The 17,187-nt window shown below is 65.9% G+C and carries 17 protein-coding genes and 1 pseudogene; 7 read left to right on the top strand and 11 right to left on the bottom strand.

Annotation, left to right across the window (positions count from 1 at the left end):
* Window positions 1–92: 92 nt before the first annotated feature.
* Window positions 93–755 (top strand): phosphate signaling complex protein PhoU, encoded by a 663-nt coding sequence (gene phoU / locus OG225_RS37780; protein WP_405179463.1) that lies wholly within the window; start codon window positions 93–95, stop codon window positions 753–755.
* Between the two features lie 152 nt (window positions 756–907).
* Here the strand turns inward: phoU and OG225_RS37775 are convergent.
* From OG225_RS37775 to OG225_RS37735, 9 genes and pseudogenes are all read right to left on the bottom strand, one after another.
* Window positions 908–1,444 (bottom strand): annotated as a pseudogene (locus OG225_RS37775) (IS630 family transposase); the annotation flags it as partial.
* Window positions 1,445–1,563: 119 nt separating this feature from the next.
* Window positions 1,564–3,075 carry a group II intron reverse transcriptase/maturase gene (gene ltrA / locus OG225_RS37770; RefSeq protein WP_331758516.1) on the bottom strand — a complete coding sequence of 504 codons (1,512 nt, stop codon included), beginning with the start codon at window positions 3,073–3,075 and terminating at the stop codon, window positions 1,564–1,566.
* A gap of 545 nt (window positions 3,076–3,620) precedes the next feature.
* A complete protein-coding gene (locus tag OG225_RS37765) occupies window positions 3,621–4,211 on the bottom strand; it encodes an IS630 family transposase (protein ID WP_405179462.1) in 591 nt (196 codons plus the stop codon).
* Window positions 4,212–4,262: 51 nt separating this feature from the next.
* Entirely contained in the window at window positions 4,263–5,039 is a 777-nt protein-coding gene (pstB, locus tag OG225_RS37760; protein ID WP_216913961.1) for a phosphate ABC transporter ATP-binding protein PstB, read from the bottom strand.
* A gap of 46 nt (window positions 5,040–5,085) precedes the next feature.
* Window positions 5,086–5,991 carry a phosphate ABC transporter permease PstA gene (gene pstA, locus OG225_RS37755; RefSeq protein WP_405179461.1) on the bottom strand — a complete coding sequence of 302 codons (906 nt, stop codon included), beginning with the start codon at window positions 5,989–5,991 and terminating at the stop codon, window positions 5,086–5,088.
* Entirely contained in the window at window positions 5,991–6,992 is a 1,002-nt protein-coding gene (pstC, locus tag OG225_RS37750; protein ID WP_405179460.1) for a phosphate ABC transporter permease subunit PstC, read from the bottom strand. The genes pstA and pstC overlap by 1 nt, the downstream gene beginning before the upstream one ends.
* Before the next feature lie 88 nt (window positions 6,993–7,080).
* Window positions 7,081–8,196 carry a phosphate ABC transporter substrate-binding protein PstS gene (gene pstS, locus OG225_RS37745; protein ID WP_405179459.1) on the bottom strand — a complete coding sequence of 372 codons (1,116 nt, stop codon included), beginning with the start codon at window positions 8,194–8,196 and terminating at the stop codon, window positions 7,081–7,083.
* 243 nt (window positions 8,197–8,439) lie between these two features.
* Window positions 8,440–9,363, bottom strand: a complete 924-nt coding sequence (mshD, locus tag OG225_RS37740; RefSeq protein ID WP_405179458.1) for a mycothiol synthase — start codon at window positions 9,361–9,363, stop codon at window positions 8,440–8,442.
* A gap of 44 nt (window positions 9,364–9,407) precedes the next feature.
* Window positions 9,408–10,181, bottom strand: a complete 774-nt coding sequence (locus tag OG225_RS37735; protein WP_216913973.1) for a response regulator transcription factor — start codon at window positions 10,179–10,181, stop codon at window positions 9,408–9,410.
* A 184-nt stretch (window positions 10,182–10,365) separates the two neighbouring features.
* Here OG225_RS37735 and OG225_RS37730 point away from each other — a divergent pair, with 184 nt between their 5' ends.
* The 6 genes from OG225_RS37730 (at window position 10,366) to OG225_RS37705 (ending at window position 14,522) form a co-directional block, all read left to right on the top strand.
* Window positions 10,366–11,184 carry an LmeA family phospholipid-binding protein gene (locus OG225_RS37730; RefSeq protein WP_405179457.1) on the top strand — a complete coding sequence of 273 codons (819 nt, stop codon included), beginning with the start codon at window positions 10,366–10,368 and terminating at the stop codon, window positions 11,182–11,184.
* Window positions 11,181–11,630 (top strand): thioredoxin domain-containing protein, encoded by a 450-nt coding sequence (locus OG225_RS37725; RefSeq protein ID WP_405179456.1) that lies wholly within the window; start codon window positions 11,181–11,183, stop codon window positions 11,628–11,630. The genes OG225_RS37730 and OG225_RS37725 overlap by 4 nt, the downstream gene beginning before the upstream one ends.
* A gap of 275 nt (window positions 11,631–11,905) precedes the next feature.
* On the top strand, window positions 11,906–12,463 hold the full coding sequence (locus OG225_RS37720) for a DUF4395 domain-containing protein (protein ID WP_405179455.1): 558 nt from the start codon (window positions 11,906–11,908) through the stop codon (window positions 12,461–12,463).
* A 33-nt stretch (window positions 12,464–12,496) separates the two neighbouring features.
* Complete coding sequence (locus tag OG225_RS37715) at window positions 12,497–13,330, top strand: sulfurtransferase (RefSeq protein WP_405179454.1); 834 nt, start codon at window positions 12,497–12,499, stop codon at window positions 13,328–13,330.
* 5 nt (window positions 13,331–13,335) lie between these two features.
* Complete coding sequence (locus OG225_RS37710) at window positions 13,336–13,641, top strand: DUF1416 domain-containing protein (RefSeq protein WP_109525241.1); 306 nt, start codon at window positions 13,336–13,338, stop codon at window positions 13,639–13,641.
* Window positions 13,642–13,823: 182 nt separating this feature from the next.
* Complete coding sequence (locus OG225_RS37705; protein WP_405179453.1) at window positions 13,824–14,522, top strand: FABP family protein; 699 nt, start codon at window positions 13,824–13,826, stop codon at window positions 14,520–14,522.
* 45 nt (window positions 14,523–14,567) lie between these two features.
* On the opposite strand, the gene OG225_RS37700 is transcribed toward OG225_RS37705, so the two are convergent.
* Together OG225_RS37700 and cydC are read right to left on the bottom strand one after the other, a co-directional pair.
* On the bottom strand, window positions 14,568–14,753 hold the full coding sequence (locus OG225_RS37700) for a hypothetical protein (RefSeq protein WP_405179452.1): 186 nt from the start codon (window positions 14,751–14,753) through the stop codon (window positions 14,568–14,570).
* 408 nt (window positions 14,754–15,161) lie between these two features.
* On the bottom strand, window positions 15,162–17,009 hold the full coding sequence (gene cydC, locus OG225_RS37695; RefSeq protein WP_405183499.1) for a thiol reductant ABC exporter subunit CydC: 1,848 nt from the start codon (window positions 17,007–17,009) through the stop codon (window positions 15,162–15,164).
* Window positions 17,010–17,187: the final 178 nt, after the last annotated feature.

Genomic DNA, 17,187 nt, shown 5'->3' with positions numbered 1-17,187 from the left:
GGTTCCGGATCGAACGCGCACGCGGGTATCGGTACCGACCATTCACCGTCTGTTGGTGACTTAGTCAGTGCGAGCAACTAGTCTCTGCTGTCATGCGTGTCATCTACAACGAGCAAATGGCCGATCTCGCCCACCTGTTGGGCGAGATGGCCGGTCTCGCGGGTACGGCCATGGATCAGGCCACTCAATCATTGCTACAAGCCGACCTGGCGCTGGCCGAGTCGGTCATCTCCGAGGACGACCGGATCGCCGAACTGATCGCCCAGGCCGAGGAGAGAGCCTTCGCCCTGCTGGCGTTGCAGGCACCGGTCGCGGGTGATCTGCGCCAGGTGGTCTCCGCGATCCAGATCGTCCAGGACGTGAACCGGATGGGCGCGCTGGCCCTGCACGTGGCCAAGGTGACGCGTCGCCGTCACCCGAATCACGCGCTGCCCGAATCGGTCAACGGCTACTTCGCCGAGATGGGCCGCATCGCGGTGAGCATGGGCAACGGCGCCCAGGAGGTGCTCGATACCCGCGATCCCGAGCGCGCCGCTCAGCTCAACACCGACGACGAGGCGATGGACGACCTGCATCGCCACCTGTTCACCCTGCTGATGGATCGGGACTGGAAGTACGGTGTGGCCGCGGCCGTCGACGTGACGCTGCTCGGCCGCTACTACGAGCGGTTCGCCGACCACGCGGTCGAGATCGGCCGCCGTGTCATCTTCCTGGTCACCGGCGAACTGCCGCCCGACCCCGACGCCGAGGTCTGACAACCGGCAGATCACCCGCCGCCTCCCAGCACAGGCACGCGTCGCAGCCGCCCCGGATCATCCGGGGCGGCTTTATCGTTCGACGGACACCATGCCCGGAAACAGCAGAACGGCCCGCGCGTTCGCGCGGGCCGTTCTGTGCGGTCGTACTCCTAGTGGGCCGTATTTGAAGTTCTTCGGCGGTCAGCCTTCGCCAGGATCTGCTCTGCGGTCTTGGTCCAGACGAAGGGCTTCGCTCGCGGGTTCCAGCCGTTGATGAACTCGCGGATCTTGGTAGTCAGCTCGCGGACGTTGCGGAAGGTGCCGCGGTGGATGGCTTGGCGTTCGATGATGCCGAACCAGACTTCGACCAGGTTCATCCACGACGCCGAGGTCGGGGTGAAATGCACTCGGATACGCGGGTTCTCGGCGAGCCAGGCCCGGACCTCAGCCTTCTTGTGGGCGGCGTAGTTGTCCATCACCAGGTGCAGCTCACCGGCCGGATAGGCGCGGGCCACGTGACGCAGGAAAGCAAGAAACTCCTGGTGGCGGTGCCTGGGTTTACACACCCCGGTGACCTTGCCTGTAGCGATCTCCAGCGCCGCGAACAGGGTCGTGGTGCCGTTGCGGACGTAGTCGTGGGTTTGCCGTTGCGGGATCCCGATCTGCATCGGCAACGTCGGCGCAGTCCGGTCCAGGGCTTGGATCTGTTGGGTCGAGGACGGGACGCCGTGCAGCGTTTCAGCTGTCGGTTTCCCCGTCCCCGCCCGCCGAACCCGGCGTGCGAGTTGTCCCCGCACCGGGCTCTCCACGTGTCCCGAAAGGGGTTTTATGCGATGAGTTCGGACAGGTAGCCGACGAAGACGACATCGTCGTGGTCGGTCCGGCGGTAGCGTGCTCCCGCTGGGTCGACCGCATCGAGGTTGAACGGCGTGGAGATCTTCGTTCCGCGGTAGCGGTAACGCTCCACGCGCATCTTCGCCGGGTTGTAGAGGGTGACACTGTTGTCGCTGATCCGGTCGGCGCCGTAGAAGCGTCGGCGGACCTGCTTCCAGGTCAGGTGGGGGTGCTTGCGGCGAATCCAGTAGATCACCCGCCACCAGGCATACCAGCCCAGGTAGGAGAAGGTTTTCTTGGACACGCCGTAGCGGAAGTAGGCGGCCCAACCCCGAAGTATCGGGTTGATCTTCCGCAGTAACTGCCCCAGCCGCAGCGACGTCGTCGCTGCCCCGGTTGCCCGCTTGATCTTGCGCATCACCCCGGCCAAAGCGTTCTTGGACGGGATGGTCAGCACGACGCGACGGCCATCGCCCCGTGTCCACCGCTGGACGCGGAAGCCGAGGAATACATAGCCGGAATCGACGTGCGTGACGTGTGTCTTCTCCACCGAGAGAGTCATCTTCAGCTCCCGGCCCAACAACTCGCCGATCTCGGATCGCAACGCTTCGGCGTCGGACCGTTCGCCGTGCACGAGCACGACGAAGTCGTCAGCGAAACGCACCAGCCGATAGTTCGGCAGCCCTTTGCGGCGGCGCTGTTGACGCCGCCACGGCGGGCTCATGTCCCGTTCCTGGATCAGCATGAAATGCCGATCCAGAACCGACAGGTAGATGTTGGCCAGCAGCGGCGAAGCGACTCCACCCTGCGGCGTGCCGGTCAGGCTCGCCGCGAAACCCCCGTGTTCGCTGATGATCCCGGCCCGCAGGAACGCACGGACCAGGCCCAGCACCTTGCGATCGGTGACACGCTCAGCCACCAAGCCCATCAGGACCTGGTGATCGACGTTGTCGAAACACGCGGTGATGTCCCCTTCGACCACCCATTCATAGCCTTGGGTGTGCATCTTGTGGATCTCGGCGATGGCATCCTGCGCCCGTCGCCCAGGCCGATACCCGTAGGAATGCGGGTAGAACTCGGCCTCGAAGATCGGTTCCAGAACCAGCTTGAGCGCCATCTGCGCCACCCGATCCCGCAAGGTCGGTATCCCGAGATGACGGAGTTTGCCGCCCTTCTTCGGGATCGTCACCCGCCGGACCGGCAGCGCGGTGAACGTGCCTTCTCTCAAGGAATTTCGCAGTTCCTCCAGAAAGGGCAGCACCCCGACGACGTCCTCGACGTGACTGCGGATGACCGCATCCACCCCTGCCGTCCGGGAGCCCCGGTTGCCCGACACACGATCCCAGGCAACCAGCAAAGTCGCCCGATCACAGACCAGATTGAACACATCATCGAACCGCTTACACGGTTCGTCTTTCGCCCATCGGTGCAGTTTGCGCTGGTGACCGAGTACCCGACGTTCGGCCATGAACAGCACCGTCTCGTCCAGCGCACCGCTATTCAACGATGACCTCCTCCTCACCGGTCGTCACTGCCGATCACGCTGTCGCCCTTCCCCAAGTGCACGGGCTTTCCCCGGCTCGAAGTACTACGGCGACTCCGCCACGACCCGATACCCACAGCGGGCGTCGCGCCTGCCCACCGACCGGTCGATGACCGGTTCGGTTCGGGCGGCATCGGGCCGCTTCCCACGTTCACTGATGTCCGTTACGACGGTGTCGGCATCCAGCTATACCCCGGCGGCATCGCCACCGGCCGCACATCGCAGTCTTGGCCGGGGCCTCCCACCACCCAAAACCCACAGGCGATGAGAGCGAGCAGATCAAGACACACGACCTGCCCAGCGCCGCAAGCGATCCATCCGCCAGATTTCGCGGATCGCTGACGACTGACGGGGCTTCTGCCACTGGTTCGGTTTCCCTATGCCTTTCCGTCCTCGCTCGCGGGCACGAGCCGTCTGACAGTTCCGGCTCGCCCCTACATTGTCGAGGCTGCTCCCGGCCTCCCCCTCAACCCAGGGCTCGACCTGCCTCCAGCTTCGACCGGTCGCTACGACGACCGGCGGCGGGCACCACCTCCCGCACGGCTTTCATCAGCGCCTCGTGGCGCACGGGATTTCTCGTCGACGCAGAGCACGATCGCGTTCTCTGGCGGGTTCATGTAGAGCCCGACGATGTCGGTGACCTTGCCGGCGAGTTCTGGATCGGTGGAGAACTTGAACGTCTCGGCTCGCCACGGTTGGACCCCGTACTCGCTCCACACCTTCGACACGGTCCCGTGCGCGATACCCAGATGGTCGGCCAGAAGACGCGAACTCCAGTGCGTGACACCGTATTTGCGCGGAGGTGGGGTCAACGTGGTGGTGATCAGTTTGTCCCGGTCCAGAGTCCGTGGCCGTCCTGACCGGTGCTCGTCGTGCAACCCGTCGATCCCATGGGTCTGGTAGCGGGACCGCCAGTTGATCACGGTCTGGCGCGAGATATCGAACCGGCGAGCGATCTCGGCATGGGCCACACCATCGGCGGCCAGAGTGATGATCCGGGCTCGTAGGACGAGTCCGGACTTCATCGTCGTCGACCGGATCCAGGCTTGCAGGATCTCTCGGTCACCATCACGCAACACCAGCGGGGCAGCTCGCACCAGCCGATTCAACCAGATCGAGTACTGCCCAACAACTTCGAAATCGACCCACTAGCCGAAGCGGCCGGAGATGTAATCCTCGGTGGCCTTCTGGCCCGGGTTGGAGAAGATCTTCTCGGTGTCGTCGATCTCGATCAACTTGCCCGGCTTGCCCTGAGCCTCGAGGTTGAAGAAGCCGGTCTTGTCACTCACGCGCGCCGCCTGCTGCATGTTGTGCGTGACGATGACGATGGTGAACTCCTTCTTCAGCTCGGTGATCAGATCCTCGATCGCCAGGGTGGAGATCGGATCCAGCGCCGAACACGGCTCGTCCATCAGCAGGACGTCGGGCGAGACCGCGATGGCCCGCGCGATGCACAGACGCTGCTGCTGACCGCCGGACAGGCCGCCGCCCGGCTTGTCCAGACGGTCCTTGACCTCGTTCCAGAGGTTGGCACCGCGCAGCGAGCGCTCGGCGGTCTCGTCGAGGTCCTTCTTGTTGCGCATGCCCTGCAACTTGAGCCCGGCCACCACGTTGTCGCGAATCGACATGGTGGGGAACGGGTTCGGACGCTGGAACACCATGCCGATGGTGCGACGCACACCCACCGGGTCGACGGTCGCGCCGTAGATGTCCTCGCCGTCGAGCAGCACGGCACCCTCGACACGGGCGTTGGGGGTCACCTCGTGCATCCGGTTGAGCGAGCGCAACACGGTGGACTTACCGCAACCCGAAGGACCGATGAAGGCGGTGACGCTACGCGGCAGAACCGACAACTTGACATCGGCGACCGCGTGGAATTTGCCGTAGAAGATATTCAGATCTTTGACGTCGATACGCTTGGCCATCGGAATTTCCGTTCGGTTATCGGTTGCGGGTGAGGAATTCGTTCGCTTATCGGTTGCGTGTCAGAAATTTATTGACGACCGCCGCCGCCGCGTAGAGCAGCGCGATCAGCAGGATCAGGGTCAGGGCCGCGCCCCACACGCGTTCACGACCCGCGGCCTCGGGGTTGCCCAGCTCTTGGTAGATCAGCAGCGGCAGCGAGGCCATATTGCCGTCGAAGAGATTCGTGTTGATCGACTTCGAGTAACCGACGAGCACCAGTACCGGCGCGGTCTCACCCATGACGCGAGCCAGCGAGAGCAGGATGCCGCTGATCATGCCGGGCGCGGCGGTCGGGACGACGATCCGCACGATGGTCTTCCATTTCGGCACGCCGAGGGCATAGGAGGCCTCGCGCAACTCGTCGGGAACGAGTTTGAGCATTTCCTCCGTGCTGCGCACCACGACCGGAAGCATCAGCAGCACCAGAGCCAGCGACACGGCGAACGCGCTCTGTGGTGCGCCGAGGGTGGCGATCCACAGGGCGAAGATGAACAGCGCCGCGACGATCGACGGCACACCCGCGAGGATGTCGACCATGAACGTCGTCACCTTGGCGAGCCTGCCCCGGCCGTATTCGACCAGGTAGATAGCGGCCATCACACCGAGCGGCACCGCGATGACCGCGGCGATCGCCGACTGCACGATCGTGCCGTAGATGGCGTGGTACACACCGCCGCCGGTCTCGTCCGGCAGGATGCCCTTCTGCGAGTTCTGCCACCAGTCCAGCGAGAGGATCGCGGACAACCCCTTGCTGATGACCAGCCACAGTACCCAGACCAGGGGCACCATCGCGATGGCGAAACACAGGGCAACGATGCCGGTGGCGGCATGGTTCTTGATGCGGCGGCTGGTGCTCACATCGCGGAAGGTGGGCGCCTTGACCGGCTTGTCGAGCGTCGACGTGGTGGTCATCACTGATTAACCTTTCCGCCTGCCGCGAGCCGAGCCAGCGCGTTGACCACGAAGGTCAGCGCGAACAGCACGAAGCCCGCCGCGATGTAGGCGCCGGTCGGCAACGGCGTACTGAATTCCGATGCCGCCGAGGCGATTTTCGACGCGAAGGTGTAGCCGCCGTCGAACAGAGACCAGCCACCCGGCTGTGTCGAGGTGCGCAGCACGAGCAGGACCGCGATGGTCTCACCGAGCGCGCGGCCGAGGCCGAGCATCGACCCCGCGATCACACCGGAGCGGCCGTAGGGCAGCACCGTCATGCGTACGACTTCCCATTTTGTCGCGCCGAGCGCCTGGGCCGCCTCGATATGGTTCACCGGGGTCAGGTTGAAGACCTCGCGTGATACCGACGTGATGATCGGCAGGATCATCACGGCCAGCACTATGCCCGCCGTGAAGATGGTGCCGCCACCGGCAAGCGACACGTTGCCGCTGTCGAAGAGGAAGAACCAGCCGAGGTTCCGATTGAGGAATTCCTGAACCGGTCCCAGCTTGGGAGCAAGGACCAGGAAGCCCCACAGACCGAAGACGATCGACGGCACGGCCGCCAGCAGATCGACCAGCGAGGCGAACGGGCGCGCCATCGCCTTCGGTGCGTAGTGCGTCAGGAACAGTGCGATGCCGACGCCGATCGGCACCGCGATGATGAGCGCGAAGATCGAACTCATCACCGTGACCATGAACAGGTCCTTGATGCCGAAGCGAAGGTTGTTCGCGTCGGAGGTGTTGAATTCGGTACTCGTGAAGAAGTTGACTGTGTCGGCCCGGAGCGAAGGTACCGCGCGAATCAGCAGGAACAGCGCGATGAGCGCGATGGACGCGACGATGATCGCGCCCGCCGCGACGGCGAGAGACCGGAATATGGTCTCCGCTCGCTGACTGTGTGGCTGACGCGCCGCCGAGGTCCCCTTGGTAGGAGGCTCCTTCGTGAGACTCACGTCATCTTTCGGTTCGCTCGACATATGCGCAGTATCTCCAGCCGCCTGCGGACCCGTCGAGTTCGACGAGCCCGCTGCGGTCACCTCAGGGTGCACGGTCATGACTTCGCGATCAGGAGATGGCGTTGATCGCGGTGGTCAGGCGGGTCTTGAACTGCTCGGGGATCGGGATGTACCCGTTGTCCTCGAGACCCTTCTGGCCATTGGTGACGGCGGTGCTCAGGAACGCCTTGACCGCCTTGCCGACCTCGGGATCGCTGTACTTGGAGCACACGATCTCATAGGTGGCCAGCATGATCGGGTAGGCGCCCGCGGCGGTCGGCTTGTAGAACGAGGAGGTGTCGAGGACGAGGTCGTTGCCCTCACCCTTGACCTTCACGCCGTCGATGGCCTTGCCTGCGGACTCGACGCTCAGTTTGACCGGGGTCTTGCTCGCCGAGGTGACGATCTGGGCGACCGACAGGTTCTGCGACTTGGCGAAGGACCACTCGTTGTAGGTGATCGAGTTCTTGGTGCCCTTGATGGCAGCCGAGGTGCCCTCGTTGCCCTTCGCGCCCTCGCCGACACCGCCGTTGAAGGTCTTGCCGCCACCCTTGCCCCACGCGCCGTCGGACGCGGCGTCGAGGTAGAGCTGGAAGTTGTCGGTGGTGCCCGACTCATCGGAGCGGAAGATCACGGCGATCTTGTCCGAGGGCAGCTTGGCGCTGGGGTTGAGCGCCTTGATCTCGGGGGCGTCCCAGGTGGTGATGGTGCCGTTGAAGACCTTGGCGGCGGTCGGGCCGTCGAGCACCAGGTCGGTGACGCCGTCGATGTTGTACGTGACGGCGATCGGACCGAAGACGGTCGGCAGATTCCACGCGGGGGAGGCGCAACGCTCCTGAGCCTTGGCGGGCTCTTCCTTCTTCGCGCTCAGCGGGGAATCGGAGCCACCGAAATCGGTCTGGCCGCCGATGAATTCGTTGACGCCCGCGCCGGAGCCGCTCGAGGTGTAGTTCAGGGTGGCGCCGTCGCAGTTGGACTCGTACGCCGCGATGAAGCGCTCCATGGCGTTCTTCTGCGCCGAGGAACCACTCGCCTTGAGCGCCTTCTTGCCGCCGCAGACGACGCTGCTGGCGTTGCCAGCGTTGCTGGTGTCGGTCGAGGTGTTTTCGTCACTGCCACACGCGGCCAGCGGCATGGCGACCGCGGCCAGCACACCGACGAGGGCGCTGCTGCGCTTGAGTTTCACTATTCCTCCGGGAATCACGTCATACGCGCCCGGTCCCTCACCGGCCCGGGCGGTTGTTGTGGTGCCGTTCGCGGGGAACTAGCGCACCGGGCAGCGGCTGTGCTGCCTCCAAGTAACGTAAAGTCGCCCGGTTGACAGTTGGACCAGTCCCGGTGAACGGAAAGTGAACAGGCTGGCGCGAATACTTGCGGCGTATGTGACGTTTGCCCCAGCATTACTCGCGGGGCATCCGATGGCCTTTTTCTATTCGGATTCCGCGTCGGCCGCGGCCGCGTAGGCGACGTCGACGTGGGCGGTCTCGAAGCCGAGCCGGGTGTAGGTACGCACCGCCGCGGTGTTGTCGGCCTCGGTGTAGAGCAGCACCTCGCCGAGCCCCGCGTCGCGCAGATGACGCAGACCGGCCAGGGTCAACAGCCGCCCGAGTCCCCTGCCCTGGGCGGCGGGATCGATTCCGACCACGTATACCTCACCGACCGGCGGGTTCTCGTCGTAATGCACCTTGGTCCAATGGAAACCGAGCAGGCGCTCGGGGGCCTGCGCCGCCGTCACGAGGAACAGCCCCTTCGGGTCGAACCACGCCTCACCGCGTCGCACGTCGACATCGGCTTCGGACCAACCGCCCTGTTCCGGGTGCCAGGAGAAAGCGGCGTTGTTCACGCGCAGCAGTTCCGCGTCGTCGGCGGGCCCGGCGTAGGTGCGCAGCGTGAGATCGTCCGGCACCACGAGTTCGGGTAGCTCCGGTTTTGCCAGCGGGCGGCGCATCTGCCAGAGTTCGCGCGCGGTCACCAGACCCAGCCGCGCGGCGACCGCGCCGGCAGCCGGCCGGTTACCGTGCGCCCAGACCCGCGTCCCCGCGCCGCCCGCGGCCAGTGCCGCCGCGACCAACTCCGTGCCGATACCGTGGCCACGCGCCGCCGGATCGACGGCGACCTCGGCCATCGCCGGATGGTCGTCGTGCGCGTCGACCAGGTTGGCGTAACCGACCACGGAACCGTCGCGTTCGGCCAACAGATGCCGGGCCGAATCCGGCGAGCCGAGCGAGAGCGCCGCCTGTTCGGAAACCGGGGCGACACCGTCGGCCGCGGTGGCACGCGCGAGCAGGCCGCGCACCGCTTCCGCGTCCTCGGCGCGCACGCCGGTACCCCATCGCCGTGCCGAATCCGTCATCGAGTCGCCTCTCCCGTCACGGCACGCCGAGCCGCCGCATACCTCTACTGCTGCACGACCCCGTTGACCGGGGCCAGCGGAACATCGTCGCCCTCGGCGGCGCCTTCCTCCTGGTAGGCGACGGGTTCACTCTTGGCCGCCGCCGCGTTACGCGACGGACGGACGGCCTTGTACCCGACATTGCGAACCGTGCCGATCAGCGATTCGTATTCGCTGCCGAGTTTGGCGCGCAACCGCCGCACGTGCACGTCGACCGTTCTCGTGCCACCGAAGAAGTCGTAGCCCCAGACCTCCTGCAACAACTGCGCCCGGGTGAAGACCCGGCCCGCGTGCTGCGCGAGGTACTTGAGGAGTTCGAACTCCTTGTAGGTGAGGTCGAGCGGGCGACCGCGCAGGCGGGCGGTATAGGTGCCTTCGTCGATCACCAGCTCACCGAGGGTGATCTTGCCGGTGTTCTCCGGACTCGCCACACCGCCGTTACGGCCGACGAGCAGACGAAGACGCGCGTCGAGCTCGGCGGGTCCGGTCCCCGGCAGCAGGATGTCGTCCAGTCCCCAATCAGCGTTGACGGCCACCAGACCGCCTTCGGTCAATACCGCCACGACCGGGACCGACGACCCGGTGCTGCCGAGTAACCGGCACAGGCCCCTGGCCGCTGCCAGGTCTGTGCGGGCGTCGACAAGTGCCACATCCGCCGTACCCGCTTCGAGCAGCGATGCCACCTCCGTCGGCGCAGGTCGCACATTGTGTGCGAGCAGCGCCAGGGAAGGCAGTACCGACTCGGGATTGGGGTCGGAGGTCAGCAGGAGCAGCTCCACAGCACTCCTCCTATCTAGTAGCTCCGCAGGACACAGCAACACTGCTAAGCCACGTCGCTGATCACAGGTGATTCCGGATGCAAGATTAGCGCGTCGACCGCGATGACCTCGCCGTCCGGGTGACAGAACTATCCATATACGGACCGTCGATACACGAAATGCACCGCCAAGTACTGTTTCTTTCATGCGCAAGCTGATCATCGGGCTGCTGATACTCGCGGGTTTGGCCGTGGTCATCGATTTCGGAGCCGCCGCCTATTCGGAATACCGCGTGTCGCGCGCCCTGCGTGTCGGCGCGGATCTGAGCGCGGACCCCGAGGTGACGATTCACGGATTCCCGTTCTTCGGTCAGGCGCTCGATGGTCGCTACCAGAGCGTCGGGATCCGCGCCCAAGCCGTCCGGCCCGATATTCCGGGCCAGATCTACGTGGAGGCGAATCTCACCGGAGTGCGATTGCCGTTCCGTGATCTGTCCGACGGCAAGGTCCGCCGGGTGCCGGTCGAGAAACTCGACGCGCGCATGGTCATCGAACCCGTCGAACTCGGCCGCTTGTTCAATATCCCGGATCTGCAAGTGCATTCGCGTCCCGCGGACAAATCCGACGGCACCGGCGGATCGGGCGGATCGGGTATGACGACCAACGCCGACGGCCTGATCCTCACCGGAACCCTGCCCGGCACCGGCTCCCGGGAGGGCGGCAACGGCGCGCAACTGGCGGGCGACAAGGTGAGCGTGCAGGCCGACTTGAAACTGGTCGGCGATCAGGTGGAGATCACCGCGACCGGCTTCTACCGTGGCACCGGGCCCGACCTTCCGACCGGCGTGGAGATCCCCGAGGCCGAGCGCCCCGCGGTGCTCGCCAGATTCTCGCGCACAATCGATACCAAGGAACTCCCCTTCGGGATCACTCCGACCAAGGTGTTCGCACTCGGCGGACAGATCCAGGTGGAGGGCAAAGGTGAGAACGTGACGATCGATCTGGACAGATTGCAGCGACCATGACACAAATCACAATTCTGGTGGTGATACTCCTCGCCGCCACCCTCGTCGGGGTGGCCTTGCGCAGACGCGGCGGCGCGGTCAGGGCGACCGGCAGGACCGTGCCCGAGCAGTCGACGCGCGGGCAACTGCTGGCGGGAGCCGGGGTGACCGGCGGCGGCCCCGCCGTCCTGCACTTCTCCGCCGACTGGTGCGGTCCGTGCGACGCTGTGCGCCGCGTAGTCGCCGGTGTCACCGAGGAATTGGCGGAATCCGCGCTGCCTCCGCTCGACATCGAGATCGATATCGACGCCGATCCCGCCCTGGCCCGTGAACTCAACGTGCTGTCGCTGCCGACCACCTTCGTCTTCGACACCCTCGGTCGCGAACGGTTCCGCATCTCGGGTGTCCCCAAGTCGGGAGATCTGCTGACCGCGCTGGCCCCCTTGACAGTGCCCGACCCGGCCTGACGCCGCCGGATACAGCCCGTTTCGAACCCGCGGTCCAATTCTCCCGCCCAATTGGGTAAACTCGTGCTCGTGCAATCCGACCACGAGCTGATGCTCACCCGACGCCGCACAGTTGATCTGTGTCGCCTCGGCGGTTGTTGCTGCCTGTGCCGCTGACCGGTCGGTCGTCCCGCTTTTCCTGACGCCGACCCACGTTCACCGTGCGAGTGATCCACACGATCCCCCGGCGAACTGGCAAATTTCCGCCAACAGAGTCCCTCAGCGCAGGAGTACCCATGCCCTCCGATACCAACGACAACGTCACGAAGCAACCGGGCGGACCCGATCGTGTCGACGTCAGAGGACCCCGCTTCGCCGCGTGGGTGACCTCGGCCGTCCTGGTCGTGGTCCTGATCGCCTCGACCTTCTCGGCAGTCCTGGCGGCCGTGCTCATCGCCGCGCAGGGCGTCGTCTTCGCGATCGGCGCGGCGCTCGGCCCGCGACTGCACCCCTACGGCCGGATCTTCGCCGCGTTCGTCGCGCCGCGCGTCGGTCCCGTCACCGAAACCGAACCGACGGCTCCGCTACGGTTCGCCCAATTGCTCGGCCTGATCTTCAGCGCCGTAAGCCTGCTGGGTTTCCTGGCCGGCTCCACAGTGGTCGGCGGTGTGTTCGCCGGCTTCGCCCTGTTCGCCGCGTTCCTGAACGCGGCGTTCGCGATCTGCCTGGGTTGCCGGCTTTATCCGCTGGTCACCCGCTTCCGCCGGACCACTCCGAGCGGCGTCGTCGGCGAATCCTCCGGGATCACGCGTGACGCCACTTCCGGCCCCGCCGGAACCCCGGCACAGAACTGAACCCTGCAAGTCGAAAATCCCGAAAGGAACAACATGGCTCGCTCCGATGTCCTGGTCTCCGTTGACTGGGCCGAAGAGAACCTCAACGCCCCCGGCGTGGTCTTCGTCGAGGTCGATGAGGACACCTCTGCCTACGACGGTGGACATATCGAGGGTGCCGTCCGGCTCGACTGGAAGAAGGACCTGCAGGATCAGGTTCGTCGCGACTTCGTGAACCAGGAGCAGTTCTCCGATCTGCTCTCGGCCCGCGGCATTTCCAACGACGACGAGGTCGTGCTGTACGGCGGCAACAACAACTGGTTCGCGGCCTACGCGTACTGGTACTTCAAGCTGTACGGCCACAACAACGTCAAGCTGCTCGACGGTGGACGCAAGAAGTGGGAGCTCGACGGCCGGCCGCTCTCGGCCGACCCCGTCACCCGTCCGGGCACCCAGTACAAGGCCGCCGCGCCCGACCTGACCATTCGCGCCTTCCGCGACGAGGTCATCGCCGCCATCGGCACCAAGAACCTGGTCGACGTGCGTTCGCCCGACGAGTTCTCCGGCAAGATCCTGGCTCCCGCTCACCTGCCGCAGGAGCAGAGCCAGCGTCCCGGCCACATCCCGACCGCGATCAGCGTGCCGTGGAGCAAGGCCGCGAACGAGGACGGCACATTCAAGTCCGACGACGAGCTGACCGAGATCTACAAGGCCGCGGGCCTGGACGGCGAGAAGGACACCATCGCCTACTGCCGGATCGGTGAGCGTTCCTCGCACACCTGGTTCGTGCTGCAGGAACTGCTCGGCCACCAGAATGTCAAGAACTACGACGGCAGCTGGACCGAATACGGTTCGCTCGTCGGCGCTCCGATCGAGTTGGGAGAGTAATTCATATGTGCGCAGCACCTACCCAGGGTCAGGCAATCCCCGCGGGCGTCGATGTGGAGAAGGAGACGGTCATCACCGGCCGTGTCCTGAGCACCGACGGTCAGCCGGTCGGCGGCGCGTTCGTGCGCCTGCTGGACGGCAACGGCGATTTCACCGCCGAGGTCGTCGCCTCCGGCACCGGTGACTTCCGCTTCTTCGCCGCTCCCGGCGCGTGGACCTTGCGCGCGCTGTCCTCGTCGGGCAACGGCTCGGCCGAGGTCCGCCCCGAGGGCGCGGGCATCCACAGCGTGGACGTCGCGGTCGCCAAATAAGGCACCTTCCGACGGCCCCGGTGCTTCCCTGTGAGGGGAAGCACCGGGGCCGTTTGTGTTGGAGCGGGCACTAGTAGTTAGACTCCGAATGTGGTCCTCTTCTTCGAGATTCTGCTGGTGGCCGTAGCCGTCCTCATCGGCTGGTTCGGTCTTTACGTCTTCTACCGGCTGTTCACCGAGTCATGAGCGATCTCGCGAGCGAAGGTTCAAATCCGGCCGAGCGAGCGAGTGATCACATGAACGGCAACGGGCATTCCGTCCGTCGCAGTGGCGACGAGGCGGTAGCCGAGGCAGCCGAACGCGCGAAGTCGACCGGTGCCCGCAACATCCCGGTCCTGCCCGATCTCCCGCTCCCCGAGGACACCGCCAACCTGCGGCTCGGGCCGGATCTGAGTCCGGCGCTGCTCGCTCTGCTGCCGATGGTCGGCGTGTGGCGCGGCGAAGGCGAAGGCAACTCCCCCGAACGCGGCGACTACCGCTTCGGCCAGCAGATCATCGTCTCCCACGACGGCGGCGACTACCTGGCGTGGAGCTCCCGCTCCTGGATCATCGAGACCGACGGCTCCTACGGCGGCCCCGACCTCCGCGAAAGCGGTTTCTGGCGGGTCGGCACCGACGACAACGACGAAGTCATCGAACTGCTGCTCACCCACAGCACCGGTATCGTTGAACTCTTCTACGGCACCGCCCTGACCCAGTCCTCCTGGGAACTGGCGACCGACGTCGTCATCCGCTCCCAATCCGGCATCGTCGTCGGCGGAGCCAAACGCCTCTACGGCATCATCGAAGGTGGAGACCTGGCCTACGTCGAGGAACGCGTGGTCGCCGACGGCCCCCTCGAACCCCGCCTCTCCGCCCGCCTCCAGCGCTACATCGGCTGACGCTCACGTCTCGTCGGTTCACCACGGTCGATCGCGCGGCGTAGCTCAGCCGCGACGACCGACCGCCGTCAGGTCGATATCGATCTCGAACGGCACGCTGATCTTCAGGCGATCATGGAAGATGCTTGTCCAATCGGAAATGCACTCGGGGTCGGAAGCGTTGCCGAGGCGGGTGATCATCGGATCGGACATGATCGAGTTCTGTCGTTTCTCGATCTCTTCGTCGTCCATCGACACCGAACGATCACGTCGCGCGGATTCGGCAGGATGCGCGCGTCGTGCGCAATGCCGATATTCGGATTCGGGTCGCTGCGGTAATTCTTTTGTGGCACTTCATGATTCACCCGAAAACGACAATGAAATTCCGGATTCGACAGCGATGTCGGCGTGTTCATCACGCGTCACATCTTCGGGAATTCGGGCCGGGAAATGGAGCGGCCCCCGAGTCGTATCCGTCAGGGCGAACCTGTGCGGCCCGGTCGGACAGGACCGGGGACTCGGGGGCCGGGTGGCTGCTTTGGATTCGCTAGCGCTGACGCGGCGGATCCACCTGCAGCGGTGGCGCTAGCGGACAGCCACCTCACGCGTCCGTTTGATAACCATTCTTCGAACCACCTCCTTCCTTGTGTAAGGACGAAGTTAGCGAAGGGTCGGGTGGACGTGCAACGGATTATTCGAGGAGCGGAATTCGGGGGTGTGGATCGGGGTGACCTCGCCGGAGCCGTCGATGTGAAGAACCAGGTCGGCGTGGTGGTCGGGGGGCAGTTGGTGGGTGACGACCACGACGGTGCGGTCGGGTTCGATCAGTCCGCTCGAGATATCGAGCAGGTCGCGCAGCAGGTCGGCGCCCGCTTGGGCTTCGAGGTGTTCGGTCGGTTCGTCGAGTAGCAGTGTCCGGGCCGGGGAGAGCAGGGCGCGGGCCAGTAGGAGACGGCGGCGCTGACCGCCGGAAACCGCCGCCGCGCCGCCGACGAGGTCGGTATGGATACCGTCGGGCAGGGAGTCGAGCCAGTCGCCGAGGCCGACCCCGTTCAGGGCTTTCTCGGCTTCGGCGGCGGTGACGTCGCCCCTGGCCACGCGCAGATTCTCGAGCACGGAGGTACCGAAGAGGTGGGCGTCCTCGGCGAAGTAGGTGGCGTCGGGGCACGGGGTGGCGAACAGTCCGGCCCAGAACATGAGCAGAGTGGTTTTGCCCGCGCCGCTCGGGCCGACCACGGCGACGCGGCGGGCTTCGGGGAGGTCCGGGAAGCGGAGGAGCAGCGAATCGAGGTCGCGGGGGGCGGAAGTATCCGTGGCGTCGGAATGTGAACGGTGGTCCCGGCCTGCGGGGGCCTGGTCGCGGGGCAGTGGCCGATCGCTGCCGGGATGATGTCGTCGTAGACCGTCAGCAGGTCCGCCGTCGAAGGCCGAGGCGTCCGTGCGACGTGGTCGCCGCGCCGCGCCGTCGAGTTGCGTCAGGCGATGCAGTGCCGCACGCGAGGTGGTCAATGCCTGGGCGGCGGCGGGTAGCGGGCCGACCGCTTCGAATGCGGACAGGGGCAGCAGAACGAGGATGGTGAGGCCCATCGGTGTCATCGCGCCGGGCGCGCCGCCGTCGGGGCCGTAGAGGGTGATGCCGATGAGGAGCGCGGCGAGCACGCTGACACCGATCGACAACGGTGTCGCCGCGGCCGCCCACGCGGTGCGGGAGGCCGCCGCGTTCTCCGCGGCCACGGCGCGCTTGCCCGCCGCCTGTGCCGCGTCGAAGGTTTCACCAAGGCGGCCCGCGACACGCAGTTCGGCCGCGTGGTCGAGCACGGTGACGGCGTCGGCGGTGAATTCGGCGCGGTCGGCGCGCACCGCGAGTTCGGCGTCGCGCGCGGCGCGAGCGGAGAGCCACGGTGCGAGGATGCCGGTGATCGCGAGCGCACCGGCCAGGATCGCCGCCGCCGGGACGGAAATGGTGGCGAGCAGGGCCACGGCGGCCAGCGACAGGATCGCGGCGACGGCCACCGGTACGAAGACACGGACCACGACCGCGCCGAGGTCATCGATATCGCTGCCGACGCGGACGAGAAGATCGCCTCGCCGCGGCGGCACGTGCGCGCCCGTGATCGGCGGCGTATTCGAAGATCCGCGGTCCGACAGCGTGTCGATGGCGGTCGAAACCCGCTGTGCGTCGGAGGTTTCCCGTGCCGGGGTACGCCGCAGCCAGATATCCGAGCCCGCGACGGTGCGGTAGACCGTGGTCCGCGCGATCGTCATCGAACGCAGCGCGACATCGTGCGTGGCGAGCCGTTCCAGATATCTCGCAAGTCCCCGGGAGATCCCGAGCGCGCGCACCGAAACCACCGCGACGCTCAGTGCCAGCACCGGCGGCATCTCCCACGCCCGCGCGATCAACCAGGCGGACAGTGCCGCGAGCGCCAGTGCACTCCCCAGCGCCGCGACGCCCCAGGCAACCGCGACCAGAATCCGCCACGGAGACAAGGCGAGCAGGGTCCACATCCGGACCAGATCACCGCGCAGCGAATCCCCTGTCGGACGGTCTCCTCCCGAAGGGATCGGATCACCGTCACCACCACCACCGCCCACCGAACCCCCAGCTGCACCGAGCCGGACCGAAGGCGCCACGAAGTCATCACCGCGACGCAGCGAATCCCGCGTCGCGCTGTGCCGGTCGGAA

The sequence above is a fragment of the Nocardia sp. NBC_01377 genome (genome assembly GCF_045040005.1).
GTDB classification, from domain to species: Bacteria; Actinomycetota; Actinomycetes; order Mycobacteriales; family Mycobacteriaceae; genus Nocardia; species Nocardia noduli.
This window is presented reverse-complemented; position numbering and strand designations above follow the sequence as displayed.